Origin of the sequence: Providencia sp. PROV130, from assembly GCF_028482225.1 — a bacterium.
Classification (GTDB): domain Bacteria; phylum Pseudomonadota; class Gammaproteobacteria; order Enterobacterales; family Enterobacteriaceae; genus Providencia; species Providencia rettgeri.
Genome location: NZ_JAMPQC010000005.1, coordinates 367,242 through 391,871, shown reverse-complemented (window position 1 = coordinate 391,871; position 24,630 = coordinate 367,242). Strand labels below are relative to the sequence as shown.

Genomic DNA, 24,630 nt, shown 5'->3' with positions numbered 1-24,630 from the left:
TCTCTTTTCATTATTGATTGGCAAGGAAACAGTTATGACTGGTAATTTTATGAAATCCCTTTTAGCTGTCACGGTAAGTACTTTAATTTTAGGAAGTGCAGTCCCTGCCTACGCGGCTGATAAAAATGATGCGGTGTCAGAAAACCGTGCGGCGCAAGGTGATATCACAAAATTTGGAGGTGCGCGTCGTTTAGCGACAGAGCAAACTGATATCATGAAAGCGGCACTTCACAATGGCCAAGCCAAAAATGTGATTCTGTTTATTGGTGATGGTATGGGTGACTCAGAGATAACCGTTGCTCGTAACTATGCAGAAGGTGCTTCAGGGTTCTTTAAAGGTATCGATGCCCTACCAATTACAGGCCAATATACCCATTATGCGTTAGATAAGAAAACCCAAAAACCAGACTATGTGACTGACTCTGCAGCGTCTGCCACGGCGTGGTCTTCTGGTGTAAAAACCTACAATGGTGCATTAGGGATTGATGTATTTGGTAACGACCATGAGACATTAATTGAGATAGCTAAACGTAATGGTAAAGCGACGGGTAACGTCACAACTTCTGAGATTCAAGACGCTACGCCAGCTGCACAGTTTTCGCATGTGAGTGCTCGTAAATGTTATGGCCCTGAGGAAACAGCAGAAAAATGTGCGGCTAACGCGCTAGAAAATGGCGGTCGTGGTTCAATTTCAGAGCAACTGTTGGTAACTCGCCCAGATGTCACCCTTGGTGGTGGAGCTAAGAGCTTCAAACAAGAAGCAAAGGCGGGTGACTACAAAGGTAAAACGTTGGAGCAACAGGCGATTGAGCGTGGGTATAATATTGTGCGTGACGCTAAGTCATTAGACAGCATTACTGTTGCAAATCAAGATAAACCTGTTCTGGGCTTATTCCATGATGGCAACATGACTGTTGCATGGGAAGGCCCGAAAGCGGTTCATTACGGTAATATCAACAATGCGCCGTTAGAATGTAAACCGAATGCTAAGTTAGACCCGAATGCACCAACATTGGCTCAAATGACGAAAAAAGCGATTGAGCTGTTAGAAGTCAACCCAAATGGTTTCTTCTTGCAGGTTGAAAGCGCTTCTATCGATAAGCAAGACCATAAAGCAAATCCATGTGGTCAAATTGGTGAAACGGTTGCTCTCGACCAAGCTATACAAGTTGGCTTAGATTTCGCTAAAAAACATGGTGATACATTAGTTATCGTGACTGCTGACCATTCTCATTCAAGCCAAATTATTCCAGAAGGCACTAAATCAACGGGTTTAACGCAAGCGTTGATTACTAAAGACGGTTCTGTGATGGTGGTAAATTACGGTAACTCTGAAGAAGATGATTCTCAAGAGCACACAGGTGCTCAGTTACGTGTGGCAGCTTATGGTCCACATGCGGCAAACGTAATGGGTCTGACTGACCAAACTGATTTGTTCTTTACCATGCGCGATGCAATGGGATTGAAGCAATAAACCAACCCTGTAGTAAAAATTCTCCGCAATAGGATGTTGCGGGGAGTTTTTTTATTTCTAGCCCTTTTTTTCTTATTTTTCAACCATTCCTCAATAAACGTACTAAACATTTGCACTTCTTTTTTTATTCATTATCTTGATAAATTGATTTATTAAATAACAATAAATGTGCTTATTCATAGGCACGAATAATGAGAATGACATAATGAGAGAAGTTCGCGAACTGCAACGAGAGGAAATCCCATCTGTTTGGTCTATCGACCGCACTGAATTAATTGAAAACCTTTATCTATATCAAAATGGTGAGTTGGTGCTATCCAAACAGCGGTTTGATATGAAAGGTTGGCCAGAAGGCGAACCTGAAGCTTATACCCCTCATTTGTTGGAAAGCTATGACCAAGGAGCGGTATTTCTTGGGGTTTTTGAGCAGGGCAAGCTAATTGCCGCCGCAAGTTTAGATAATGTGTGGCGCGGTGAACAAAAAAATTTACTGCAATTGTCTTTTCTACATGTGAGCCACTCATATCGTGGTAAAGGGTTAGCAGGGATGTTATTCCAACAATGTGTTGAAATGGCGAAACAAAAAGGGGCAAAAGGGTTATATATTTCTGCGACACCTTCAGAAAATACGGTGCACTTTTATCAACATCTCGGTTGTTCCTTAATTGCCCAGCCTGACCCTGAATTATTTGCATTGGAGCCCGAAGATATTCATTTTATTTATCTATTTTCGTAAGTTTTTATTTTGTAAAATAAGTGTTAATTTATAGCGTGGTGAAATAAAAAAGCATTGAAATTTACTAGAAACTAGATATGATTGATAATCATTATCATTTAAGGGTGTTGAGGTCACTATGCCAACTAGCATATCAAAAACCACAGGTTTAAGGCGAATAGGTGCTGGCCTTTGGGGTGTTTTTGCTGTGATATTGCTGAGCATTGCTTATATACTCAATAATATGGGCTTAGATAATCTAAAAATCATTATGATTACCATGATGGTAGCAACCGCTGGGATGCTATTTAATCGCGGTTCGCGGCGTTTATTGATTATCCCCGCAGTTATTTCACTCACATGTTTTATGATGGCCTTTGTTCTACAAAGGTAGTGCTATCATCTAATCAGTGATTAAATAGAACAAAATAGAGAATTAGGGCAGTGCTAGTTGTACAAGGAAGGTCAAATGGGCAGGGTGTTATAAACAATGACTGACCAGTGGTGCGAAAGGGGGGACTTGAACCCCCACGTCCGAAGGACACTAACACCTGAAGCTAGCGCGTCTACCAATTCCGCCACCCTCGCAATACTGTCTCGTCAATACTACATTATTGTGATTTATACAAAGCTAGTGGTGCGAAAGGGGGGACTTGAACCCCCACGTCCATAGGACACTAACACCTGAAGCTAGCGCGTCTACCAATTCCGCCACCCTCGCAATACCTAACTAAACTTTGATTCATCAATGCTTCTAGCCAGCAATAATGTGGTGCGGATTTTAGGCTAATTTCGACGAACGTCAATAATTTTTTTATGAAGTATTTTTTGATTGATGAAAAAATGGCCGGTAAAGGATCACCAGCCAATGAGTAGTACGATTAATTGTGCTTTAGTCTAAATTATTAGCGATTAAATTAACGCTTAACTGCTTGGTAAACTTTAAATTTTCCTGTTTTGGCAAGTACTTCGTGACTACCAAAAGCTTTATCGAGCAAATCAGGGTATGGTAAGAAAGCATTAGCCACGATGCGCAAACGTCCACCTTTTTTCAGGTATTTAGGGGCTTGGTAAATCATATTTTCAACCGCACGATAACTGGTATTTAGGCCATCATGGAATGGTGGATTTGAAATAATCCAATCAAACTTATCGTTAATATCCGAGTAAGCATCACTTGCGATGACTCTGCCGACCAGTTTATTGGCCTCAAGAGTAGATGCTGCGGAATCAAGTGCAGACGCACTGACATCACTTAAAGTGAGCTTGATCTCTGAGTTTTGTGTGCCGCTCACTGTAGCGATCACGCCATTACCACAGGCGAGATCAAGCAGATCACCGCTCATTGGGTCAGTTAGCGTCGACAACAGTAGGTCACTACCGATATCAAGCTCATTATGGCTAAATACCCCAGGCAATGCGTTAATTCTAACATTATCAATTTGATAATGACGCCACCAGCGAGCAATATCAAAGGTTGTGGGTTGTTCTAATTCACCATAGTACAAGCCACAACGGCGTGCAGAGTCGATTTTTTGTAAGTTAGCGATCCCTTCCATAATGGATTCGGCGCTTTTAACACCACTGCGATTCTCGCCGACGATAAAAATTTGGCTACCCGCAGCAAGGTGAGTACAAAGGTCATCGAGTTGGAAGCAGGCTTCTTGCTTGTTTTTTTGCCAAAAATAAATGAGAGTATCGCAAGGCTGGATAAATTCTGCTGGGGTTGTGGCAGAGAATAACGCCATATCACCCATTAACGGTTGTAAGCGTTGCCAGTGATGATACTGGTTGGTGATGACGCGAACACTAGCTGCTTCTAAGGTTGCAGCAAGCTCATCCTGAATGTCACCAGCCAAAATGACATGACGATCTGTAAAATGCTCGAGATGGCGTTGAATAACTTCGCTGGCAGGTGTCAGTAATGACATATTCTGTCAATCTCCTAAAATAATAAAAAAACCGATGACATCTTACCAAAGATAAGAGAAATAGCATTGCTCTGTTGGCGCTATTAATCCCCTTTGATAAGATGTGGTTGTAAAATTGCGACTGGAAAATCAAATGACACGACGTGACAGGCTTTTAGAACAAATGGGGATCACTCAATGGATGGTGAGAAATCCTGCCGTGTTACGTGGTGAACGTGGTGTAAGGATCCCAGCGTCGACTAAGCTTATTATTATTACTGATGAGAACCTTGATTTAAATAGCCAATTGCTAAAAGATATTTTTCTTTCCATGAATATTGCACAGGACGATGTGGTTTGTGTCAATTCAGAGCAATTAGGTTTAATCCCAACACCAATAATAACACCATGTTGGGTATTAGGTGATGAAATCCAGCCTGAAGGTTCAAAAGTCATGTTTACTTCACCTGTTTTGTCTGAGCTAAATACAAGCTGTGGCGCTAAACGGGCACTATGGAAACAAATTTATCAATATGATGAAAATTTCAACACTAAAGCAATCTGATCTCGCAACTGCGTACTTAATTGAGAAGTTAAGCCATGATTTTCCGTGGACTGAGAGAGTTTTTTATGGAAATCAAGGGGAAAAGTACCATAACTTGAAGATTTCTGTTAATAATCAAATTATTGGTTATGCGATAACACAATGTGTTCTTGATGAGGCGACCCTATTCAATATTGCTATTCACCCTGATTACCAAGGGAAAGGGTATGGCCGTTTGTTGCTAGAAGAGCTTATCAAGGAACTCATAAAGAAAGGCATTCTCACATTATGGTTAGAAGTGAGGGAATCAAATGCATCAGCTTTGCATTTATACGATAAGCTAGGTTTTCACCAAGTAACGGTACGTAAAGATTACTACCCTGCCAAAAAAGGCCGAGAAGATGCTTTAGTACTTGCTTTAACTCTATTTTCCGATGAATAAATTTAAGTAACAAATAATTTATTACTAATATAATTAAAACCCCAATATGTTGTCAGACATACTGGGGTTTGTGCTTTTAGTGACGATTATTTTTCAATTTCAGGAAGAATAGGTTTACTAATTATTTGGATATTATCTTTTAACTCTTTTTTTGCCGCAGCTTGTGCGTTGATTTCTTCATTTAGGCCTTTATAGGTGGAATAACACATAATTAGCATCATGATGGATAACGGCACAGCCATGGCAACCAGTGCGGATTGCAAACCTGATAATCCACCAGTCATAATTAGCACGATCGCGATTGCTGCAATAATGATTCCCCAAATGGTTTTAGTGACATGAGAAGGATTCGGGTTCCCATTTTCGCTGACCATTCCCAGTACAAATACCGCTGAGTTAGCAGAAGTAATAAAGAAAATCAGCACTAAGACAATGGCTAAAACACTAATAAATGTTGATGCAGGGAAATAGTCCAAGAACTTAAACAATGCAGATGTGACATCGGTTTTTACGGCATCAGCCAGTGCTGTTTGGCCTAGATTTTGAATAAGATGGATTGCTGACCCACCCATGACCGCAAACCAAGCAAAAGCACTTAATACAGGAATAAACACCGCGCCAATCATAAACTCTTTAATTGTTCTTCCTTTCGATATACGAGCGACAAAGCTCCCAACTAACGGCGCCCATGCAATCCACCAGCCAAAGTAAAACAATGTCCAGTTAGCAATCCAAGTACCGTCATTATAGGGTTCAGTGCGAAATGACATGCTGACAAAATTTTGGACGTAGTCACCAATACCTTGGAATAAAACTTTTAAGATAGTTTGGGTGGGGCCAGAGAGAAAGATGAATGCCATCAATCCTAGAGCAAGTATGATATTTAAGTTTGATAGGTGTTTGATTGCGCCTTGTAACCCGGAAATTGTCGAAGCAACATAAACAACAGTAATGATAGCAATTAAACCAATTTGTACATAAATACTAATGGGCAATCCCCATAAGTAATTCATACCACTGTTAACTTGTAGTGTACCAAAGCCTAATGATGTGGCGATACCAATAACGACCGATAACATCACCAATATATTGATCCATTTCCCGACAGAGCCGTAGATCCGATCCCCAATTAAGGGATAGAAAACAGAACTAAGTGAGGATGGCAGCTTTTTTCTAAATTGGAAATAGCCTAAAGCCACACCAACGAGTGCATAACAAGCCCATGCGGAAACCCCCCAGTGTAGATAGACATATTGCATGGCTGCTTTGGCAGATTGTTCTGTTGAACCTTGACCAACGGGTGGGCTGATATAATAGGAAACAGGCTCTGCCACTCCCCAGAACATCAAACTGATACCAATTGAGGCACTGAATAACATCGCAATCCAAGTGACTGTGCTGTATTCCGGCTTATCATTGTCATCACCAAGACGTATGTGACCAAATTTGGAAAATCCAAGAAACATACAGAAGCTGAAAAAGATAAAAACGGAACCGAGGATAAACCAACCTAGGTTGTTATAGATAAAACTTAAGGCGGAATGTGAAAAAGCTTCCAGTTTATCAGGAATAAATGCACCAAAACTGATTAACGCCAGACTAAAGGCTAGCGACACGTAAAATACGGATTTTTTGTGATTCATCATACCTCTTCTCCAGTTGCTCACTTATTTTTCTTTTATGAGAGTTGGTTTGCAGGGAATACTCGTTTTGTTTTTAAGGGTACTTTTTTGTTAAATGCTACTTTTGGTTTACAGAGAATAGCCATGCAAAGATTACGTAGTCAACAAGTAATTAACTAATTATTAACAGTTGCAATAATTATTGTTAATTCAACTCATTGTTATAAAACAAATAAATGTTATTGATTAAATTTTTGTCAATATTTCATTTGATCATTAATGCGATCTGCATTAACATTCCTGAAAAAGATGTTAACTATAAGTTTACACAAGTGAGGGCAATTATGAGCAATGCAGCTAAAGTCATTTCGATTAATGATCACCTTGATATTGATAACGCATGGACAATCCCTGCTCGTTATTACACGTCTAATGATGTTTTTGAGTATGAAAAAGAAAAAATATTTGCTAATTCATGGGTTTGTGTCGCTCATGTTAGTGAGGTAAAAGAAAAAAATTCGTATATCACTCGTGAGCTCATTGGCGAAAGCCTCGTGATTGTTCGTGGTCGTGATGATGTATTGCGTGGTTTTTATAATGTCTGTCCACACCGTGGACACCAGTTGATCAGCGGTGAAAGTGGTAAAGTCAAAAATGTGATTACTTGCCCTTACCATGCGTGGGCATTCAAGCTAGATGGTCAACTAGCACATGCGACCAATTGTGAGAATGTGAACAATTTTGAAGCAGATGCAATGTCACTGAGTAGCTTCCATGTTATTGAGCATGCAGGGTTTATCTATGTAAATATGACGGCTGGTGAACCTCAACCTATTGAAGAGCAACTTCCTGGCTTAGCCGAAAAAATGCAAGAAGCGTGTGCGGTGATTAGCGATTTAAAATTGGCTGCACGTTTTGTTAGTCATACACCAGCCAATTGGAAAACCATCGTTGATAACTATATTGAGTGTTATCACTGCCCAACTAACCATGTGAGCTTTGCAAGTTCCGTTGATGTCAACGTATACGAACACCAATTATTGGATAATTGGACTGTTCAAATTGGTAAAGCAAAACCCTCTGAGTCCTCCTATCAGTTTGATGAATCTGTTTTAGATCCACGTTTCTTTGGTTTTTGGATTTGGCCAAGCACCATGTTCAATATGCCTCCAGGCGGGGATTTCATGACGGTAATTTATGAGTTTCCAGTGAATGCAGGGGAAACCTTGCAGCACTATGATATTTATTTCCTCAATGAAGAGCTTACCGAGTATCAGAAAAACTTAGTTGAATGGTATCGCACCGTATTCCGCCCAGAAGATCTTCGCTTGGTAGAAAGTGTACAAAAAGGATTGCGATCACGGGGTTACCGAGGCCAAGGGCGCATTATGGCTGACAGGCAGCGTAGTGGAATTAGCGAACATGGCGTCGCCCATTTCCATAAAATTGTCGCCGGCGCACATACTGAGTAATCACGCTATTCATGAAAAATAAAAGGAGAAGTCACAAATGCATCATTTAACTCACCCTGCGCTATTTCGTCAGTCATGCTACATCAATGGGCAATGGGTTGATTCAGATAAGAAAATCCCTGTGACTAATCCTGTTGACCAATCTGTGCTGGGAACGATTCCCAGCCTGTCGGCTGCACAAGTGGATGAAGCGATTAAATATGCCCATTTTGCAATGGAAGATTGGAGTAAGCTCACTGCTAAAGCGCGTTCTATCATTCTACGCCGCTGGTTTGAGCTGATTGAAGCCCATGTTGACAATCTTGGGCGCTTGATGACCCTAGAACAAGGCAAGCCATTGCACGAAGCAAAAGGTGAAATTCGTTATGCCGCTTCTTTTATTGAATGGTTTGCAGAAGAGGGAAAACGTGTTTATGGGGAAACCATCCCTCAAACGGTGGGAAGTAACCGTCTTTCGACAATCAAGCAGCCGATCGGTGTTTGCAGTGCGATTACTCCGTGGAATTTTCCTGCAGCGATGATCACCCGTAAAGCGGCTCCAGCACTGGCTGCGGGTTGTAGTATCATCATCAAGCCAGCGACTGAAACGCCTTTTACGGCACTCGCCCTCGCTCAATTGGCAGATGAAGCAGGTATTCCCGCAGGGATATTTAACATCATTACTGGGGATTCTCGTGTTCTAGGTGAACGTCTAACTAAACATGAGCTTATCAGCAAGTTTTCGTTCACCGGTTCAACGCAAGTTGGTCGAGTATTGTCTGAGCAATGTGCATCGACAATTAAGAAAACGTCACTCGAACTGGGAGGAAATGCGCCTTTTATTGTTTTTGAAGATGCAGATATTGATAAAGCGGTAAAAAGTGCGGTGCAAGCTAAGTTTCGTAATGGCGGGCAAACCTGTGTTTGTGTGAACCGTTTTTATCTTCAAGATGCTATTTTCGATGAATTTCAATCCAAGTTCGTTGCAGAAGTCGCCAAATTGCAAGTCGGTAATGGCCTTGAAATAGGAACGGATATTGGGCCTATGATCACGACACGTGCCATTGATGGTATGAATGAGTTGCTACAGGATGCACTCGCGAAAGGGGCACATCAATTAACCTTAGGCAGCGAAGTGGCGGAGTATGGCAATTTCTTTAATCCAAAAGTCCTTGTTGATGTTGATGACTCAATGAGGATTGTTCATGAAGAAATCTTTGGTCCCATTGCAACATTAATTCGTTTTAGTGATGAAAATGAAGTAATTACTCGTGCCAATAATACGATTTATGGCTTAGCGGCTTATTTCTTTTCTCGTGATGTTAGCCGTGTTTACCGCGTTGCTGAAAAACTGCAAAGTGGCATGGTCGGTATCAATACAGGCTTAATTTCTAATGAAGTTGCTCCTTTTGGAGGAGTAAAACAATCAGGTTTAGGAAAAGAAGGCTCTCGATATGGCATTGAGGATTATTTAAGTACTAAGTATCTGTGTTTAGATATTGAATAATGAGAGGGTCACTGTGATGAACCAACAAAAAATTGCAGTCAATGTCAGTCGAATTGAGCAAATTAGCCCAAATATCAAAATGTTCGAGTTTGTTGCACAAGAGGGCGCGCTAATGCCTTTTAGTGCAGGTAGTCATGTCACCGTTCATATGGGTGAGCAGGCTGGTTTGCAACGTGCATATTCATTAATCAGTGACCCACAGCAATGTGGAAGCTATTGCATTTCAGTCTTACGTGATGAAAATTCGAAAGGCGGTTCGGCATTTATGCATGAGCACCTATCTGCTGGGGATAGTTTATATTTGTCCCCAGCGCAGAATTTTTTCTCATTAGCTGCGGATAACCAATGTAAGCATATTTTGATCGCAGGTGGGATTGGGATCACGCCTTTTCTTTCTTATCTCTATGAGTTAGAAGAAAATGAAATGGATTTTGAGCTTCATTACTGTTTTCGTGATAGCGCAACAGCGGCATTTCTTGAACATTTACAACAGCGTATTGGCTCGCGTTTATTTCTTTATGACAGCAGCCAAGGGCAGCGAATGTCTGTCGAACAATTGGTTAAAGCACAAGTGAGTAATAGCCATCTGTATGTATGTGGCCCTCAATCATTAATTAATGAGGTGATTGAAAAGGGCCATCAGCACCTTGGTGAATCACAGGTTCATTTTGAAAATTTTGGCGAAATTGCCAGTGAAGGGGATTCATTTGAGGTCTATTTTCAACGTTCAGGCTTTAGTTTGGAAGTGGGTAGAGATGAGTCTATTTTACAGGTAATCGAAGCTGATAAGCGCATTAACGTGGAATGTTTATGCCGTAATGGGGTTTGTGGGACTTGTGAGACGGCGATACTTGAGGGAGAGGCGGACCACCGTGACCACTACCTTGATGATGATGAAAAAGCTGAACAAAAAACGATGATGTTGTGTGTGTCGCGAGCTAAATCTAAACGATTAGTTCTTGATTTATAACCAAAGCTGCCCCGCTTTAGCCATAAGTGGGGCAAGATACTGGTTTTAAATATCTTTTAATTCAAACATTAAAAAAGGTTGTTTTTCATCATTAAAGTGTTGATAAGCTGTAATTTGCTTATCTTGAAAAACGATTTGCCCCCGTCCAGTGCGAAATACTTCATCTAACCAAGGCTTATGGTTTATCACTAATTGATACAATAAACGTTGTAGTTCAAGGTAATCTATTTCAGTCGATTGGTTGTGTAAGTTGCTGGCTAATATTTCACCTGCCTTATCTGTGAATACAACTAAATGATTGAAATGAGATAATAAAACATCAAAATAACATTTGATTTTACGCAGGCGCAGTTCGGTATTTTTACGTTCTGTGTTGTCTAAGCTGATCCCAACCAGCTTTGTCACTTTACCATTAGGACCTTTGACTCCTGTCGCTCGGGAGGTGATCCAGCGGTAATCGCCTTCCCAGTTAATTTTAAAATCCATTTCATGGGCACCACCTTCACGGATAATTTTGGAATACCCATTGACCAATTTTTCTTTAGAGTCGTGGCTCATTAAGGCCCAGAAATCGTCATTACTGGTAATTTTGATACCATATACGGCTTCAACGTTGTCCGAGTAGTTCAATTCCCCAGTTAATAAGTCCCACTCCCATGTCACGATATCTGCCGATTCTTGAAGATGGACTTCGTTGATGTTGCGCATGACACCTGAATTGCTAACAGTAACTTGGTTATTGGTATATTCACCGTATTTCAACCATATTTTGTCGACATCTAATAACGTGGCGAGCTTTTCAAGATTATCTTCATCAATCATACCGCCTTTTGTCCACTTATTAACCGCCGTTCGAGAAACACCAAGGGCTTCAGCTGCCTTTAATTGACTCATTTTTTTCTGTTTTAGCAATTTCAACAAACGTTCTTTGAATGTCTCTGTTTCTGTCATCAATTCATGTTTACCTTATAACTTATGGGGTTAACTAAAAACCATGTGATAAGTGAGTCGCAAGGTATTGCTCTAGATTTTCGATAAAGACTCTAAGATTAGCACTCGTTCGGAGACTTCTCGAATATACAGCATAAACATCTGCGGTTTGATGCCATTGCGGTAATACTCGTACTAATTGACCAGACTGTAACTCAGGCTGCACACTCCATTGGGAGCGCAATAGGATCCCTTCACCACTTAAACACCACTGTTTGGCGACTTCACCATTGTTGACGGTTAATTTGCTATTGGGGGTGACCGTCATACTTTCTTGCTGTTGTTCAAGCTTCCATACTGCGGGGGCTTGGTTGCGCTCTTTAATCGCAATACAAAAGTGTTTTTGTTCTAGCTCTTGTGGATATTTTGGGTAGCCGTGTGCTGCTAAATAGGTTGGCGAAGCGCACAGAATTCGTTGGTTTTGTGCAATTCGCCTAGCAATAAATTGCTCCGCTATTGCACCGCCAATACAGATATCAACATCAATATTTTCACTAATAATATCGACAGACTTATCGGTTAAAGTGAGATCAATGCCTAATAAAGGATAATTTCCCCGTAGTGTGAGGATAAACGGGTTAATATAAGTACTGCCAAACCCTGTGCTACAACTGATACGCAGTGAGCCGCGGATCTCTTCGCGACAGGCGTTGAGTTGCTGTTGCATCTGTTCCAATTCAGCTAGCATCACTTCACTGCTACGTAAAATAATTTGCCCTTCGTGAGTTAGCTTAATTGAGCGAGCAGTCCTAAAAAATAAAGTTTGTCCTAAATTTTCTTCTAGCAACTTAATGCGTTTAGAAACATAAGCTGGGGACACCAACAGCTGTGAAGCCGCTTGAGAGAAACTCATCAAACGGGCAACTGTGACAAAAACGCGGATATCCTCTAACGAAGGAAGCTTGTTCATAGTTTGTAAACCTAAGGATTACACTTCATATCTATACTTTATCACAGCAACCCCTAAACTGGAGAACAAACAGACATAATTCATTTATCAGAGGTTTTCACAATGTCACAATTTAACATAGCGGTTATTCCTGGTGATGGTATTGGTACCGAAGTGATCCCTGAAGGATTAAAAGTATTAGTAGCGGCAGCCAATAAACACAATGTAAAACTTAACTTTACCCATTTTGATTGGTCGTGCGAAACCTATCACCGTACTGGGCGCATGATGCCTGAAGATGGCTTAGAACAGTTGCAAAAATTTGATGCGATTTTCCTCGGCGCGGTAGGGTTCCCTGGTGTTCCTGATCATATTTCATTATGGGGGCTGCTATTACCCATCCGCCGCGCTTTCAACCAATATGTTAACTTGCGCCCTGTACGCTTATTTGATGGCATTAAATGCCCACTAGCAGATAAAAAACCGGGAGATATTGATTTTTATGTCGTGCGTGAAAATGTTGAAGGGGAATACTCTGCGATTGGCGGTATTCAGTACGAAGGTACTGATGAAGAAATGGTATTACAACAAAGTATTTTTACCCGTAAAGGTACCGACCGTATCTTAAAATATGCTTTTGATTTGGCGCTGTCACGCGAGAAAAAACATTTGAGTTCAGCGACGAAATCTAACGGGCTATTTCATTCAATGCCTTATTGGGATAGCCGTGTAGCCGAAATGGCGAAGCAATACCCAGATATCAAAGTTGACCAATTCCATATTGATATTTTTGCAGCAAACTTAGTGAGAATGCCAGAGTTCTACGATGTGATTGTTGGATCAAACCTGTTTGGCGATATTTTGTCTGATTTAGGGCCTGCTTGTACCGGAACTATTGCGATTGCGCCATCGGCCAATATTAACCCAGAAAAACAATTCCCATCGATGTTTGAGCCTGTTCACGGGTCAGCACCTGATATCGCAGGGCAAAATATTGCCAACCCGATTGGTACGATTTGGGCAGCCGCTATGATGATGCAGCATTTGGGGTGCCCTGAGATGCATGATTCTATCATGTCCGCAGTAGAAACAGCGATTAAACAACGTCAACATTTGACTCGCGATATGGGAGGTAATGCCAGTACACAGGCGCTAGGGGATGAAATTACCCGTTTAGTCAGTGCCTAAAGGCGGTGTTTATTGAGTCAATTTAGTGAGCCATCGGGGGACTGTTTTGCCTGTTCCTCGATGCTTTGATTGTTAATACCCCCAAGATCTGCGAAAATATCCGCCAATTTTGATTAACAAGACGGATTTGCGACGCCAAGAGCCACATTGAGCCTCTTCGAATGCTTATACAAATCTGTATATAAACGAAAAGAACGGTTAAATGACAGATCAGAACTTTCTCCATGAAGTTAGCACACGCAGAACGTTTGCTATCATATCCCACCCCGATGCGGGTAAAACCACAATCACTGAAAAAGTGTTATTGTTCGGGCATGCTATTCAACGTGCAGGTACGGTAAAAGGCCGTGGCTCTAATCAACACGCTAAATCTGACTGGATGGAAATGGAAAAGCAGCGTGGTATTTCGATTACTACCTCTGTCATGCAGTTTCCTTATAATGATTGTCTTGTTAACTTACTGGATACCCCAGGTCACGAAGACTTCTCTGAAGATACTTATCGTACATTAACGGCAGTTGACTGCTGCTTGATGGTGATTGACTCAGGTAAAGGGGTTGAAGACCGGACACGTAAACTGATGGAAGTCACCCGTCTACGTGACACTCCAATTTTAACTTTCATGAATAAATTGGACCGTGATATTCGTGACCCGATGGAATTAATGGATGAAGTGGAAAATGAGCTGAAAATTGCTTGTTGTCCAATCACATGGCCTATCGGTTGCGGTAAATTATTCAAGGGTGTTTATCATTTATTACGTGATGAAACAATCCTATACCAAACAGGCCAAGGGCATACGATTCAAGAAGTTCGTATAATTAAAGGGTTAAACAACCCCGATCTCGATGCTGCTGTTGGTGAAGAATTAGCCGCACAGTTACGTGATGAGCTAGAATTGGTTCAAGGGGCATCCCATGAATTTGACCATGATGCATTCTTACAGGGTGAATTAACCCCTGTCTTTTTCGGTACTGCGTTAGGTAACTTTGGTGTTGACCATATGTTAGATGGCTTAGTTGAATGGGCTCCACAGCCGCAGCCACGCCAAACAGATTTACGCCAAGTTAATGCGACAGAAGAAAAGTTCACCGGTTTCGTATTTAAAATCCAAGCGAATATGGACCCGAAACACCGTGACCGTGTTGCATTTATGCGTATTGTTTCAGGTACTTATGAAAAGGGTATGAAACTACGCCAAGTGCGTATCAAAAAAGACGTGGTCATTTCTGATGCTTTAACCTTTATGGCGGGGGATCGCTCTCAGGTCGAAAACGCCTATGCAGGGGATATCATTGGGTTACATAACCATGGCACGATTCAAATCGGTGATACCTTCACGCAAGGTGAAGAACTCAAGTTTACGGGGATTCCTAACTTTGCCCCTGAATTATTCCGCCGTATTCGTTTACGTGACCCATTGAAACAAAAACAACTGTTAAAAGGCCTCGTTCAGTTATCTGAAGAGGGAGCGGTACAGGTTTTCCGCCCGTTAACTAACAATGATTTAATTGTTGGTGCGGTAGGGGTGCTGCAGTTTGACGTGGTAGTTTCGCGTTTGAAAAGCGAATATAACGTTGAAGCTATTTATGAAGCCGTTAACGTTTCTACTGCGCGTTGGGTTGAGTGTGATGATGCGAAGAAATTCGAAGAGTTTAAACGCAAAAATGAGCAAAACTTAGCCCTTGATGGTGGCGATAACTTATCTTATATCGCACCGACTATGGTAAATCTTAACCTCACCAGTGAACGTTACCCTGACGTTAAATTCCGCAAAACACGCGAACACTAATTGCGTTGATGACCCACGACTAACAATAGTCAGTGGGTCATCTTATTTCGAACTTCATTTAAAGCTACTTTTCCTGTTTTTTGGTGCTTATCATCAAGAATATTCTGTCTTTATTACCTTTCTCTTTATTTTTTATATTTTTTTACTTAGGCTATATTATTCGTTGTCCATTGCAGTGAAAGGAAGGTTTTTATGAAAAAAGCAAAACTATTGAGCGTGTTAGGCGTTATTGGGTTGAGCTGGGCGCTCGCAGCTTGTAGCTCATCATCGGATAGTGCTTTGAAAAAACAAGCTTCAGAAACGTGGGACAGTGCATCTAAGACAGTGGAAATGGCCGGTAAAGATACTGGAAATGCCATTTCGAGTGGCGCTAAAAATACCGGTGAGTACATTGATGACTCAGCGATTACTGCGGATGTAAAAGGAAAATTACTGGGTACGAAAGGCATTTCAAGTAACAGCGTATCAGTCAAAACCGTCAATGGTGTTGTTTACTTATCCGGTTTCGTAAAATCAGCCGATCAGATGGATAAAATTACCCAAGTTGCATCCCAAGTTAACGGGGTGAAATCAGTGCAAAATGGTTTAGTGATTGCTAACTAATCTATAAATAAATGTCTCAATAGCTCATATTGCTGAATATTTATTGTACAATCTCGATAGAATGGGCTTTCAAAAGGAAGCTCATTCTGTTTTTGAGCTATTTCAAATGAACTTCTGCCATCCAGAGGCATTATGGGAAAACACGTTTCAGTTACACTCGGCACGATTGAGCCGCTAGCATTCTTTGATAATATCAACTCGGGAAAAACTGCCCTGATTTGTGAAGGTGGCGGTCAACGAGGGATTTTTACTGCGGGTGTACTGGATGAGTTTCTTATTTCTGACTTCAACCCTTTTGATCTGATGATAGGTACTTCAGCAGGGGCTCAAAACCTGTCTGCATATATTTGTGGGCAAGCGGGTTATGCGCGCCGTGTGATCACTCGCTATACGACCAATTCGGCATTTTTTAATCCACTACGTTTTATCCGTGGAGGCCATCTGATTGATTTAGATTGGCTCGTCGACACCACAGCAAAAGAATTCCCATTACGTATACAAGCAGGGCTCGATTTATTAAATTCAGGCCGTGAATTCTATATGGGAGCAAGCCGCAGTGATGATTTTTCGGCTGCTTTTCTAAAGCCTGATGCCGACAATTGGCTCGATATTATTCGTGCATCCAGCGCTATTCCGGGTTTTTATCGGGAAGGTGTTGAATTTGATGGCACGCTTTACCAAGATGGTGGCATTAGTGCTGCTATCCCAGTTGAAGAGGCATACCGCCGCGGTGCAGAGACTATTGTGGTGATCCGTACCGTTCCCTCCCAAATGTATTTTACCCCTGAATGGGTGAAAAGAATGACTCGGTGGCTGGAAGGGGATAAGAATGGCCTACAACGTATGGCCGCGATGCTAAAAGTTCATCTGAAAAGCTACCGTAGAACACAAGAATTTATTGAAAATCCACCAAAAGATGTACAGGTCTTTGAGATTTATCCACCTGTTCCACTGAAAAGCAGTGCGCTGGGCAGTAAGGTGTCTTCGCTTAATCAAGATTACCATACGGGGCGCCGGTGTGGCCGCTATTTTATTGCAGCACTGGGTGATGCCTTTGACCACAACACAAATCGCTTTAGCCATACTTTGGCACAGAAAATTGAGTCTAACCCACTCGATATTCAGCTTGAGCCACAAGTACCAAATGAACTTATTCCGAAATTGGTGACGGAGCCTGTTACCTCAATGCCTTTGGCCGCAATATCCGCAAATGAAAATCGTGATGGCTAAACATCAATTTATCGATACCCATTGCCATTTTGATTTTCCACCTTTTAGTGACTCCTTCACTGAAAGTTTGCAGCTTGCTCAACAAAGTGGCGTGAGTGATATTGTTATTCCTACCGTGAGTGTGGATAATTTTGTACGAGTTTGGCAACTGGCACAGCAGTATCCGCAGTTACATGCTGCCATGGGGTTTCATCCGTTATATTTGAGCCAATTTCAAGAACAACACATTGATATTTTGGTTGATTATCTTAACCAAAAAAATAAAAAGTGTGTGGCGATAGGGGAAATTGGGCTCGACCTCTATATGCAAAACCCTCAGTTTGAACGCCAGCAAGGGGTGTTGTCCGCACAATTGAAGCTAGCGAAACAGTTTGATTTACCAGTTATTTTGCATTCACGTAAAAGTCATGACCCATTAGCGGCGATGCTACGTCGTTTTGATGTTCCTGCCCGTGGAGTCGTACATGGCTTTGCTGGTAGCCTATCTCAGGCACAAGCCTTTGTTAAACTTGGTTATTATATTGGTGTCGGTGGGACAATTACCTATGAAAGAGCGAATAAAACTCGCTATGTGATGTCACAACTTCCTTTGACTTCATTATTATTCGAAACGGATGCCCCCGATATGCCTGTTTCAGGTTTTCAAGGCGAGCCAAATCGACCTGAACGTATTGAGTGGGTTTTTCGTTCATTATGTGAGCTTCGCCACGAATCCCCTGCAGAAATAGCCCAACAACTTTACAACAATAGTTTGTCGTTATTTAATCTTTCCCAGTAAAACCGCATACATAATCATAAATAATATTTATATAATTTCATTAATTAGCTATTTAAATCTATTTAGTTTTTATTGTGACTAATTGGGATTTTAGTGCCTTTCCAGACTAAACTGAGTTGATTTTGTGATTTTTGTCACATTGTGTGAATTTTTGTTGTTTATTGCAGTATGTATTTGTGATGAGTATTGCGGGTTATTGGTGATGACTAGGTATAATCATCAAATTAAGAGTCAAGGCGACTTACACGTTTCCTTATATATCAACCTAAAATAAAGTGAACAGGGATCCTTCCATGCAGCTCATTATGAGTATTATCGGAATGGCGGTACTTATCGCGATAGCTATTCTATTTTCCAGCAATCGCCGAGCAATTAGACTACGCACAGTTGGCGGCGCATTTTTAATTCAATTAGCCATTGGTGCATTTGTTCTTTATGTTCCAGCGGGGCGTAGTGTGCTCCAAGGGATGTCTGACGCGGTTTCTAAAGTTATTGGATATGGTCAAGATGGGATGAGCTTCATCTTTGGCGGCCTAGTTTCCGATAAAATGTTTGAACTATTTGGTGGCGGTGGTTTTATTTTTGCTTTCCGCGTTTTGCCAATCATTGTTTTCTTCTCTTCATTGATTGCTGTCCTTTACTACTTAGGAATCATGCAGTTAGTGATTAAAGTACTTGGTGGTGGCCTGCAAAAAATATTGGGAACCTCAAGAACAGAATCGTTATCTGCGACAGCAAATATCTTTGTTGGGCAAACGGAAGCGCCATTGGTTGTTCGCCCTTATATTGCAACAATGACGACATCAGAGTTATTTGCCATTATGTGTGGTGGTTTAGCGTCTGTCGCGGGTTCAGTTTTGGCGGGCTATGCACAAATGGGTGTACCAATGGAATACCTGATTGCTGCCTCCTTTATGGCTGCTCCAGGTGGTTTGTTATTTGCCAAACTGATGGTTCCAGAAACAGAAGATGTAAAAGATAGGGTTGATGCGACAGATTTAGTCGCTGAAGATGAACGCCCTGCCAATATCATTGATGCGGCCGCTTCTGGGGCATCATCCGGGATGCAACTAGCGCTGAACGTGGGTGCAATGTTATTGGCGTTTATCGCTTTAATTGCATTGATCAATGGTATCTTAGGTGGCATTGGTGGCTGGTTTGATTATCCGCAGCTGTCACTGGAATTATTGTTAGGTTGGTTATTTGCCCCAATCGCATACTTAATTGGTGTGCCGTGGAGTGAAGCGACAATTGCCGGTTCTTTCATCGGCCAAAAAATTGTCGTGAATGAGTTTGTTGCATTCATGAACTTTGGTGAATACATGAAAGCGGATGCTGAAGTACTGGCGGCAGGTAAACAAGTACTTTCTGACCATACTAAAGCGATTATTTCGTTTGCATTATGTGGTTTTGCTAACCTTTCATCCGTCGCTATCTTACTCGGTGGTTTAGGCGGAATGGCGCCAAATCGCCGTGGTGATGTTGCTCGTTTAGGTATGAAAGCGGTTATGGCCGGTACCCTGTCTAACTTAATGAGTGCAACGATTGCTGGCTTTTTCTTGACGTTAGGCGCAGCAGCAATCATTTAAATTATATTGGCTATCAACCAATTCAATTAGACGGAAGGGGAATAATCCTTCCGTTTTCATTTTGATTCGCTATATTCTTTTGTGACTTTTTATATCAATCGTAAATTTTCAACTATTCTTAACTTAGTCAATTAATGATGAAGAATACATTGAAAAGCCATTTGAGAGAAAAATGGATGGTGAGAGATGGTATAATTAGATGTTGATCACATTTTTTATTTTAATAATGTAACATTCAGTCGATTAATGTGATTTGTAGCACATAAAATGGCATCATTCCATGGTCAAATAGGTATTAGTAAGCTGCTATGGAACTGCTAGTTCTCAGAGTCTAGGACTCTAGGGCATGATGCGGTGAGAAGGATCTCAGCTGCTCAGTTCGGAAAGCATCCGACTAGCATCTTTAAGGAACCAAGCCCGCTCGCCAACAAAGAACGTGTCGTTCTGAAGAATTAACAACGTTGGAGAGTTATATGACTGATTTAAAAGCGGCCGCACAACGCGCGCTGTCCCTTATGGATTTAACCACTTTAAATGATGACGATACTGATGCGAAAGTCATCGCACTGTGCCATCAAGCGAAAAGCCCTGCAGGCAATACGGCAGCAATCTGTATTTATCCTCGTTTTATTCCAATCGCACGTAAAATATTACGTGAGCAAGGCACTCCAGATGTACGAATTGCAACGGTCACAAATTTCCCTCACGGTAACGATGATATTGATATCGCATTAGCTGAAACTAAAGCGGCGATTGCTTACGGTGCGGACGAAGTTGACGTGGTATTCCCTTATCGCGCATTGATTGCCGGTAATGAGCAAATTGGTTTTGACTTAGTGAAAGCCTGTAAAGATGCTTGCGCAGCAGCCAATGTGTTGTTGAAAGTGATCATTGAAACAGGTGAGTTAAAAGATGCAGCATTAATCCGTAAAGCTTCTGAAATTTCCATTAAAGCGGGCGCAGATTTTATTAAAACGTCAACAGGTAAAGTGCCTGTTAATGCAACATTAGAAAGCGCAGAAATCATGATGCAAGTTATCCATGATATGGGCGTGAAAAAAACAGTAGGTTTTAAACCCGCTGGTGGCGTACGTACCGCAGAAGAAGCGGCAGAATACTTAGCGTTAGCTGGTCGAATTTTAGGTGATGATTGGGCAGATAGCCGCCATTTCCGTTTTGGTGCTTCTAGCTTATTAGCAAATTTATTAAATACGCTGGGTTTTGACGTTAAAAAATCAAGCAGCAGCTATTAATTTTTGCAATATCGTTAGCCGATAAATTCGACTTTAAAGGAGCATATTGTGTTTCTGGCACAAGAAATTATCCGTAAAAAACGTGATGGTAAGCCATTAAGCGAAGAAGAAATTCGTTTCTTTATCAATGGTGTTCGCGATAACTCAGTTTCAGAAGGTCAAATTGCTGCATTGGCAATGACTATCTATTTTAATGATATGACCATGCCTGAGCGTGTTGCATTAACGCTAGCCATGCGTGATTCAGGAACCGTTCTGAACTGGAAATCACTCAATCTCAATGGCCCATTAGTTGATAAACATTCAACTGGCGGTGTGGGTGATGTCACTTCATTAATGCTCGGCCCAATGGTCGCAGCGTGTGGTGGTTATGTACCTATGATCTCAGGCCGAGGTTTAGGCCACACTGGTGGCACATTAGATAAACTCGAAGCGATCCCTAATTTCGATATTTTCCCAGATGATGTTCGTTTCCGTGACATTATCAAAGATGTCGGGGTAGCCATTATTGGGCAAACCAATTCATTAGCACCTGCAGACAAACGTTTTTATGCAACCCGTGATATCACAGCGACAGTGGATTCCATTCCGCTAATTACAGCTTCAATCTTAGGTAAAAAATTGGCTGAAGGCCTTGATGCTCTAGTGATGGACGTTAAAGTCGGCTCAGGCGCATTTATGCCAACTTATGAGAAGTCAGAACAGTTAGCTGAGTCTATTGTTAAAGTTGCGAATGGGGCAGGTTGTAAAACCACCGCATTATTGACTGACATGAATGAAGTATTGGCATCCAGTGCCGGTAACGCCGTTGAAGTGCGTGAAGCTGTACAATTTTTGACAGGTGAATACCGTAATCCACGTCTTTATGAAGTCACCATGGCATTATGCGTAGAAATGTTAGTGTCTGGTTCATTAGCCGCAAACCGCGAAGAAGCACGTCAAAAATTACAGGCAGTATTAGACAATGGTAAAGCGGCTGAAGTGTTTGGCCGTATGGTTGCAGCGCAAAAAGGGCCTGCTGATTTTGTTGAAAATTACAACAAATACTTGCCAACTGCGGTACTGAGCAAAGCGGTTTATGCACCAAAAGACGGCATTATCACGCAAATGGATACACGTGCGCTGGGAATGTCTGTCGTGACTTTAGGTGGTGGTCGTCGTAAAGCGACAGACCCAATTGATTATAGTGTTGGTTTGAGTGATATCGCTGCGTTAGGTGCCAAAGTGGATACCCAAACGCCACTGGCAATTATCCATGCAAATAGTGAAAAAGCGTGGGAAGAAGCGGCGAAAGAAGTGCGTGAAGCGATGGTGATTGGAGATAAAGCACCTGAAGCAACACCAATGGTTTATCGCCAAATCAGCGAGTAATACACAAGATTTTAGTGGTATATCGTATTTAAAAATACCGCAGGAGAAAAATATGAAACGCACATTTATTATGGTTTTGGATTCCTTTGGGATCGGTGCTGCACACGATGCACATAAATTTGGTGATGAAGGCTCAAATACGTTGGGTCACATTGCAGATGCTTGCGCACGCGGCGAAGCGGATATTGGTCGTAAAGGGCCTCTGCATTTACCGAATTTAACAAAATTAGGTTTAGGTAAAGCAGGAGAGGAATCAAGCGGTTCATTCCCTGCGGGCCTTGATCCTAATGCAGAAATTATTGGCGCATACGCTTATGCGAGCGAAATTTCTTCGGGTAAAGATACTCCGTCAGGTCACTGGGAAATTGCGGGTGTGCCTGTGCTATTTGATTGGGGTTATTTCTCTGATGAAGAAAACAGCTTCCCACAAGAACTGCTGGATACTTTAGTTGAGAAAGCAAACTTGCCGGGCTATTTAGGTAACTGCCATTCATCCGGTACAGTTATCCTCGATCAACTGGGTGAAGAGCACATGAAAACCGGTAAACCGATTTTCTATACCTCTGCTGACTCAGTATTCCAAATTGCGTGTCACGAAGAAACTTATGGCTTAGATAAACTGTATGAGCTGTGCGAAATCGCACGTGAAGAGTTAACCAAAGGTGGTTACAACATTGGCCGTGTTATCGCGCGTCCATTTGTTGGTGACAAAGCGGGTAATTTCTCTCGTACAGGTAACCGTCATGACTTAGCGGTTGAGCCACCGGCACCGACTGTGTTGAAAAAACTGGTTGATGAAAAACAAGGTGAAGTGGTTTCTGTCGGTAAAATTGCTGATATTTACGCTCATGTTGGTATCACCAAGAAAATTAAAGCGACGGGTTTAGATGCTTTATTTGATGCGACAGTAGAAGAAATGAAACTGGCAGGTGATAACACTATCGTGTTTACTAACTTTGTTGATTTTGACTCCTCGTATGGTCACCGTCGTGATGTAGCGGGTTATGCAGCGGCATTAGAACTATTTGACCGTCGTTTACCAGAGCTAATGAAATTAGTTAAAGAAGATGACATTCTGATTTTAACGGCTGACCACGGTTGTGACCCAACTTGGCCAGGTACAGACCATACCCGTGAGCACATCCCAGTACTGATTTATGGACCAAAAGTTAAACCAGGCTCATTAGGTCACCGTGAAACGTTCGCGGACATTGGGCAGACAGTCGCTAAGTACTTTGATTTGTCGCCGATGGAGTATGGTAAACCAATGCTCTAACACCCATTACCCGTCATTCTTTGAGCTGTCGCGGTGTTGGCTGCATAAAATCCCCCTAATCACATACTTATGTATGCTCATAGGGATGATTTTCTTTGCCGCCTAGCGACAACTCAAATTATTTAGGGTAATGACGGGGAATGAAAGGTAATGGGCAAGGCTTTGCCGTCATCTTTTTTTAATAATAAGGTGGGAAAGCCACCTTATTAACTTAAAAATATTTAATCATTTAAAGGGAAATAATCATGGCAACTCCACATATTAATGCAGAAATGGGTGATTTCGCTGATGTCGTTCTGATGCCAGGCGACCCATTACGTGCAAAATACATCGCTGAAACTTTCCTGCAAGATGTTCGCCAAGTCAATAATGTGCGTGGCATGTTAGGTTTCACTGGGACTTACAAAGGCCGTAAAATCTCAGTTATGGGCCACGGTATGGGTATCCCTTCATGCTCAATTTATGCGAAAGAATTGATCACTGATTTTGGAGTGAAAGTGATTATTCGTGTTGGTTCATGTGGCGCAGTAATGGATGACGTAAAATTACGTGATGTCGTTATCGGTATGGGTGCTTGTACTGACTCACGAGTTAACCGCCAACGTTTTAAAGAAAATGATTTTGCAGCGATTGCAGACTATGACTTAGTTCATAATGCGGTTGAAGCGGCAAAAGCAAGAAACGTGAATGTACGTGTGGGTAACTTGTTCTCAGCAGACCTATTCTACTCACCAGACCCTGATATGTTCAAAGTAATGGAAAAATACGGCATTCTGGGTGTTGAGATGGAAGCCGCGGGCATCTATGGTGTTGCCGCTGAGTTTGGTGCTCGCGCGTTAACGATTTGTACCGTTTCTGACCACATCAAAACTGGCGAACAAACCACCTCAGAAGAGCGTCAAACCACGTTCAATGAAATGATTGAAATAGCACTGGATTCCGTGTTGTTAGGCGACAAATAGTCGTTAACTCAATACTAAGATGATTTTCTAAATGCCACGCATAGCGTGGCATTTTTTTTGAGGGAAGAGTTTGA

At 41.7% G+C, this 24,630-nt stretch carries 22 protein-coding genes and 2 tRNA genes; 18 read left to right on the top strand and 6 right to left on the bottom strand.

Going from position 1 to position 24,630, the window contains the following annotated elements; genetic code table 11:
• Positions 1 to 34 precede the first annotated feature (34 nt).
• The 3 genes from phoA (at position 35) to PSF28_RS05655 (ending at position 2,583) form a co-directional block, all read left to right on the top strand.
• Positions 35 to 1,474, top strand: a complete 1,440-nt coding sequence (gene phoA, locus PSF28_RS05665) for an alkaline phosphatase (RefSeq protein ID WP_272684765.1) — start codon at positions 35 to 37, stop codon at positions 1,472 to 1,474.
• Positions 1,475 to 1,679: 205 nt separating this feature from the next.
• Entirely contained in the window at positions 1,680 to 2,210 is a 531-nt protein-coding gene (locus tag PSF28_RS05660) for a GNAT family N-acetyltransferase (RefSeq protein ID WP_210837036.1), read from the top strand.
• 118 nt (positions 2,211 to 2,328) lie between these two features.
• Positions 2,329 to 2,583, top strand: coding sequence for a DUF1435 family protein (locus tag PSF28_RS05655; RefSeq protein ID WP_272665662.1), 255 nt, complete (start codon positions 2,329 to 2,331; stop codon positions 2,581 to 2,583).
• Between the two features lie 108 nt (positions 2,584 to 2,691).
• Here PSF28_RS05655 and PSF28_RS05650 read toward each other — a convergent pair.
• The 3 genes from PSF28_RS05650 to rsmC all read right to left on the bottom strand — a co-directional run bounded on the left by PSF28_RS05650 (position 2,692) and on the right by rsmC (position 4,120).
• Positions 2,692 to 2,777 (bottom strand) — tRNA-Leu (locus PSF28_RS05650).
• A gap of 47 nt (positions 2,778 to 2,824) precedes the next feature.
• Positions 2,825 to 2,910 (bottom strand) — tRNA-Leu (locus tag PSF28_RS05645).
• A 196-nt stretch (positions 2,911 to 3,106) separates the two neighbouring features.
• Positions 3,107 to 4,120: a 16S rRNA (guanine(1207)-N(2))-methyltransferase RsmC gene (gene rsmC / locus PSF28_RS05640; RefSeq protein WP_272684764.1), complete on the bottom strand. Its 1,014-nt coding sequence runs from the start codon at positions 4,118 to 4,120 to the stop codon at positions 3,107 to 3,109.
• Positions 4,121 to 4,253: 133 nt separating this feature from the next.
• Between rsmC and PSF28_RS05635 the strand changes: the two genes are divergently transcribed.
• Entirely contained in the window at positions 4,254 to 4,664 is a 411-nt protein-coding gene (locus PSF28_RS05635; protein ID WP_272684763.1) for a DNA polymerase III subunit psi, read from the top strand.
• Positions 4,633 to 5,085 carry a ribosomal protein S18-alanine N-acetyltransferase gene (rimI, locus tag PSF28_RS05630; RefSeq protein WP_196718586.1) on the top strand — a complete coding sequence of 151 codons (453 nt, stop codon included), beginning with the start codon at positions 4,633 to 4,635 and terminating at the stop codon, positions 5,083 to 5,085. The genes PSF28_RS05635 and rimI overlap by 32 nt, the downstream gene beginning before the upstream one ends.
• 86 nt (positions 5,086 to 5,171) lie before the next feature.
• Here the strand turns inward: rimI and PSF28_RS05625 are convergent, their stop codons facing one another.
• Positions 5,172 to 6,731, bottom strand: a complete 1,560-nt coding sequence (locus PSF28_RS05625; protein WP_272684762.1) for a BCCT family transporter — start codon at positions 6,729 to 6,731, stop codon at positions 5,172 to 5,174.
• Between the two features lie 320 nt (positions 6,732 to 7,051).
• Here PSF28_RS05625 and PSF28_RS05620 point away from each other — a divergent pair, with 320 nt between their 5' ends.
• The 3 genes from PSF28_RS05620 to PSF28_RS05610 are packed head-to-tail and all read left to right on the top strand — an operon-like array spanning position 7,052 to position 10,635.
• Positions 7,052 to 8,179 carry an aromatic ring-hydroxylating oxygenase subunit alpha gene (locus tag PSF28_RS05620; RefSeq protein ID WP_210837044.1) on the top strand — a complete coding sequence of 376 codons (1,128 nt, stop codon included), beginning with the start codon at positions 7,052 to 7,054 and terminating at the stop codon, positions 8,177 to 8,179.
• Positions 8,180 to 8,216: 37 nt separating this feature from the next.
• On the top strand, positions 8,217 to 9,665 hold the full coding sequence (locus PSF28_RS05615) for an NAD-dependent succinate-semialdehyde dehydrogenase (RefSeq protein WP_272684761.1): 1,449 nt from the start codon (positions 8,217 to 8,219) through the stop codon (positions 9,663 to 9,665).
• 16 nt (positions 9,666 to 9,681) lie between these two features.
• A complete protein-coding gene (locus PSF28_RS05610; RefSeq protein WP_272684760.1) occupies positions 9,682 to 10,635 on the top strand; it encodes a PDR/VanB family oxidoreductase in 954 nt (317 codons plus the stop codon).
• Positions 10,636 to 10,680: 45 nt separating this feature from the next.
• On the opposite strand, the gene PSF28_RS05605 is transcribed toward PSF28_RS05610, so the two are convergent.
• Both PSF28_RS05605 and PSF28_RS05600 read right to left on the bottom strand, forming a co-directional pair.
• Positions 10,681 to 11,586, bottom strand: a complete 906-nt coding sequence (locus PSF28_RS05605; protein WP_210837047.1) for a helix-turn-helix domain-containing protein — start codon at positions 11,584 to 11,586, stop codon at positions 10,681 to 10,683.
• Positions 11,587 to 11,620: 34 nt separating this feature from the next.
• On the bottom strand, positions 11,621 to 12,535 hold the full coding sequence (locus PSF28_RS05600) for a LysR substrate-binding domain-containing protein (protein WP_210837048.1): 915 nt from the start codon (positions 12,533 to 12,535) through the stop codon (positions 11,621 to 11,623).
• A gap of 102 nt (positions 12,536 to 12,637) precedes the next feature.
• Here PSF28_RS05600 and PSF28_RS05595 point away from each other — a divergent pair, with 102 nt between their 5' ends.
• From PSF28_RS05595 to deoD, 10 genes are all read left to right on the top strand, one after another.
• Complete coding sequence (locus PSF28_RS05595; RefSeq protein WP_210837049.1) at positions 12,638 to 13,702, top strand: tartrate dehydrogenase; 1,065 nt, start codon at positions 12,638 to 12,640, stop codon at positions 13,700 to 13,702.
• A 202-nt stretch (positions 13,703 to 13,904) separates the two neighbouring features.
• Complete coding sequence (prfC, locus tag PSF28_RS05590) at positions 13,905 to 15,494, top strand: peptide chain release factor 3 (RefSeq protein ID WP_004914793.1); 1,590 nt, start codon at positions 13,905 to 13,907, stop codon at positions 15,492 to 15,494.
• Between the two features lie 192 nt (positions 15,495 to 15,686).
• Positions 15,687 to 16,097 (top strand): BON domain-containing protein, encoded by a 411-nt coding sequence (locus PSF28_RS05585; protein ID WP_115166591.1) that lies wholly within the window; start codon positions 15,687 to 15,689, stop codon positions 16,095 to 16,097.
• Between the two features lie 132 nt (positions 16,098 to 16,229).
• On the top strand, positions 16,230 to 17,327 hold the full coding sequence (locus PSF28_RS05580; protein ID WP_210837051.1) for a patatin-like phospholipase family protein: 1,098 nt from the start codon (positions 16,230 to 16,232) through the stop codon (positions 17,325 to 17,327).
• Positions 17,320 to 18,105 (top strand): TatD family hydrolase, encoded by a 786-nt coding sequence (locus PSF28_RS05575; RefSeq protein ID WP_272684759.1) that lies wholly within the window; start codon positions 17,320 to 17,322, stop codon positions 18,103 to 18,105. The genes PSF28_RS05580 and PSF28_RS05575 overlap by 8 nt, the downstream gene beginning before the upstream one ends.
• Positions 18,106 to 18,410: 305 nt before the next feature.
• Positions 18,411 to 19,694, top strand: a complete 1,284-nt coding sequence (locus tag PSF28_RS05570; RefSeq protein WP_210837066.1) for a NupC/NupG family nucleoside CNT transporter — start codon at positions 18,411 to 18,413, stop codon at positions 19,692 to 19,694.
• A gap of 473 nt (positions 19,695 to 20,167) precedes the next feature.
• Positions 20,168 to 20,947, top strand: a complete 780-nt coding sequence (gene deoC / locus PSF28_RS05565; RefSeq protein ID WP_210837055.1) for a deoxyribose-phosphate aldolase — start codon at positions 20,168 to 20,170, stop codon at positions 20,945 to 20,947.
• A 48-nt stretch (positions 20,948 to 20,995) separates the two neighbouring features.
• Entirely contained in the window at positions 20,996 to 22,318 is a 1,323-nt protein-coding gene (deoA, locus tag PSF28_RS05560; protein ID WP_210837057.1) for a thymidine phosphorylase, read from the top strand.
• Between the two features lie 52 nt (positions 22,319 to 22,370).
• Positions 22,371 to 23,594: a phosphopentomutase gene (gene deoB / locus PSF28_RS05555; RefSeq protein WP_272684758.1), complete on the top strand. Its 1,224-nt coding sequence runs from the start codon at positions 22,371 to 22,373 to the stop codon at positions 23,592 to 23,594.
• Positions 23,595 to 23,839: 245 nt separating this feature from the next.
• Complete coding sequence (deoD, locus tag PSF28_RS05550) at positions 23,840 to 24,556, top strand: purine-nucleoside phosphorylase (RefSeq protein WP_004914779.1); 717 nt, start codon at positions 23,840 to 23,842, stop codon at positions 24,554 to 24,556.
• Positions 24,557 to 24,630 lie beyond the last annotated feature (74 nt).

Bases quoted from the DNA above. Each gene is read 5' to 3' on its own strand.
- phoA (WP_272684765.1), top strand. From the start codon at position 35: ATGACTGGTAATTTTATGAAATCCCTTTTAGCTGTCACGGTAAGTACT.
- PSF28_RS05660 (WP_210837036.1), top strand. From the start codon at position 1,680: ATGAGAGAAGTTCGCGAACTGCAACGAGAGGAAATCCCATCTGTTTGG.
- PSF28_RS05655 (WP_272665662.1), top strand. From the start codon at position 2,329: ATGCCAACTAGCATATCAAAAACCACAGGTTTAAGGCGAATAGGTGCT.
- rsmC (WP_272684764.1), bottom strand. From the start codon at position 4,120: ATGTCATTACTGACACCTGCCAGCGAAGTTATTCAACGCCATCTCGAG.
- PSF28_RS05635 (WP_272684763.1), top strand. From the start codon at position 4,254: ATGACACGACGTGACAGGCTTTTAGAACAAATGGGGATCACTCAATGG.
- rimI (WP_196718586.1), top strand. From the start codon at position 4,633: ATGATGAAAATTTCAACACTAAAGCAATCTGATCTCGCAACTGCGTAC.
- PSF28_RS05625 (WP_272684762.1), bottom strand. From the start codon at position 6,731: ATGATGAATCACAAAAAATCCGTATTTTACGTGTCGCTAGCCTTTAGT.
- PSF28_RS05620 (WP_210837044.1), top strand. From the start codon at position 7,052: ATGAGCAATGCAGCTAAAGTCATTTCGATTAATGATCACCTTGATATT.
- PSF28_RS05615 (WP_272684761.1), top strand. From the start codon at position 8,217: ATGCATCATTTAACTCACCCTGCGCTATTTCGTCAGTCATGCTACATC.
- PSF28_RS05610 (WP_272684760.1), top strand. From the start codon at position 9,682: ATGAACCAACAAAAAATTGCAGTCAATGTCAGTCGAATTGAGCAAATT.
- PSF28_RS05605 (WP_210837047.1), bottom strand. From the start codon at position 11,586: ATGACAGAAACAGAGACATTCAAAGAACGTTTGTTGAAATTGCTAAAA.
- PSF28_RS05600 (WP_210837048.1), bottom strand. From the start codon at position 12,535: ATGAACAAGCTTCCTTCGTTAGAGGATATCCGCGTTTTTGTCACAGTT.
- PSF28_RS05595 (WP_210837049.1), top strand. From the start codon at position 12,638: ATGTCACAATTTAACATAGCGGTTATTCCTGGTGATGGTATTGGTACC.
- prfC (WP_004914793.1), top strand. From the start codon at position 13,905: ATGACAGATCAGAACTTTCTCCATGAAGTTAGCACACGCAGAACGTTT.
- PSF28_RS05585 (WP_115166591.1), top strand. From the start codon at position 15,687: ATGAAAAAAGCAAAACTATTGAGCGTGTTAGGCGTTATTGGGTTGAGC.
- PSF28_RS05580 (WP_210837051.1), top strand. From the start codon at position 16,230: ATGGGAAAACACGTTTCAGTTACACTCGGCACGATTGAGCCGCTAGCA.
- PSF28_RS05575 (WP_272684759.1), top strand. From the start codon at position 17,320: ATGGCTAAACATCAATTTATCGATACCCATTGCCATTTTGATTTTCCA.
- PSF28_RS05570 (WP_210837066.1), top strand. From the start codon at position 18,411: ATGAGTATTATCGGAATGGCGGTACTTATCGCGATAGCTATTCTATTT.
- deoC (WP_210837055.1), top strand. From the start codon at position 20,168: ATGACTGATTTAAAAGCGGCCGCACAACGCGCGCTGTCCCTTATGGAT.
- deoB (WP_272684758.1), top strand. From the start codon at position 22,371: ATGAAACGCACATTTATTATGGTTTTGGATTCCTTTGGGATCGGTGCT.
- deoD (WP_004914779.1), top strand. From the start codon at position 23,840: ATGGCAACTCCACATATTAATGCAGAAATGGGTGATTTCGCTGATGTC.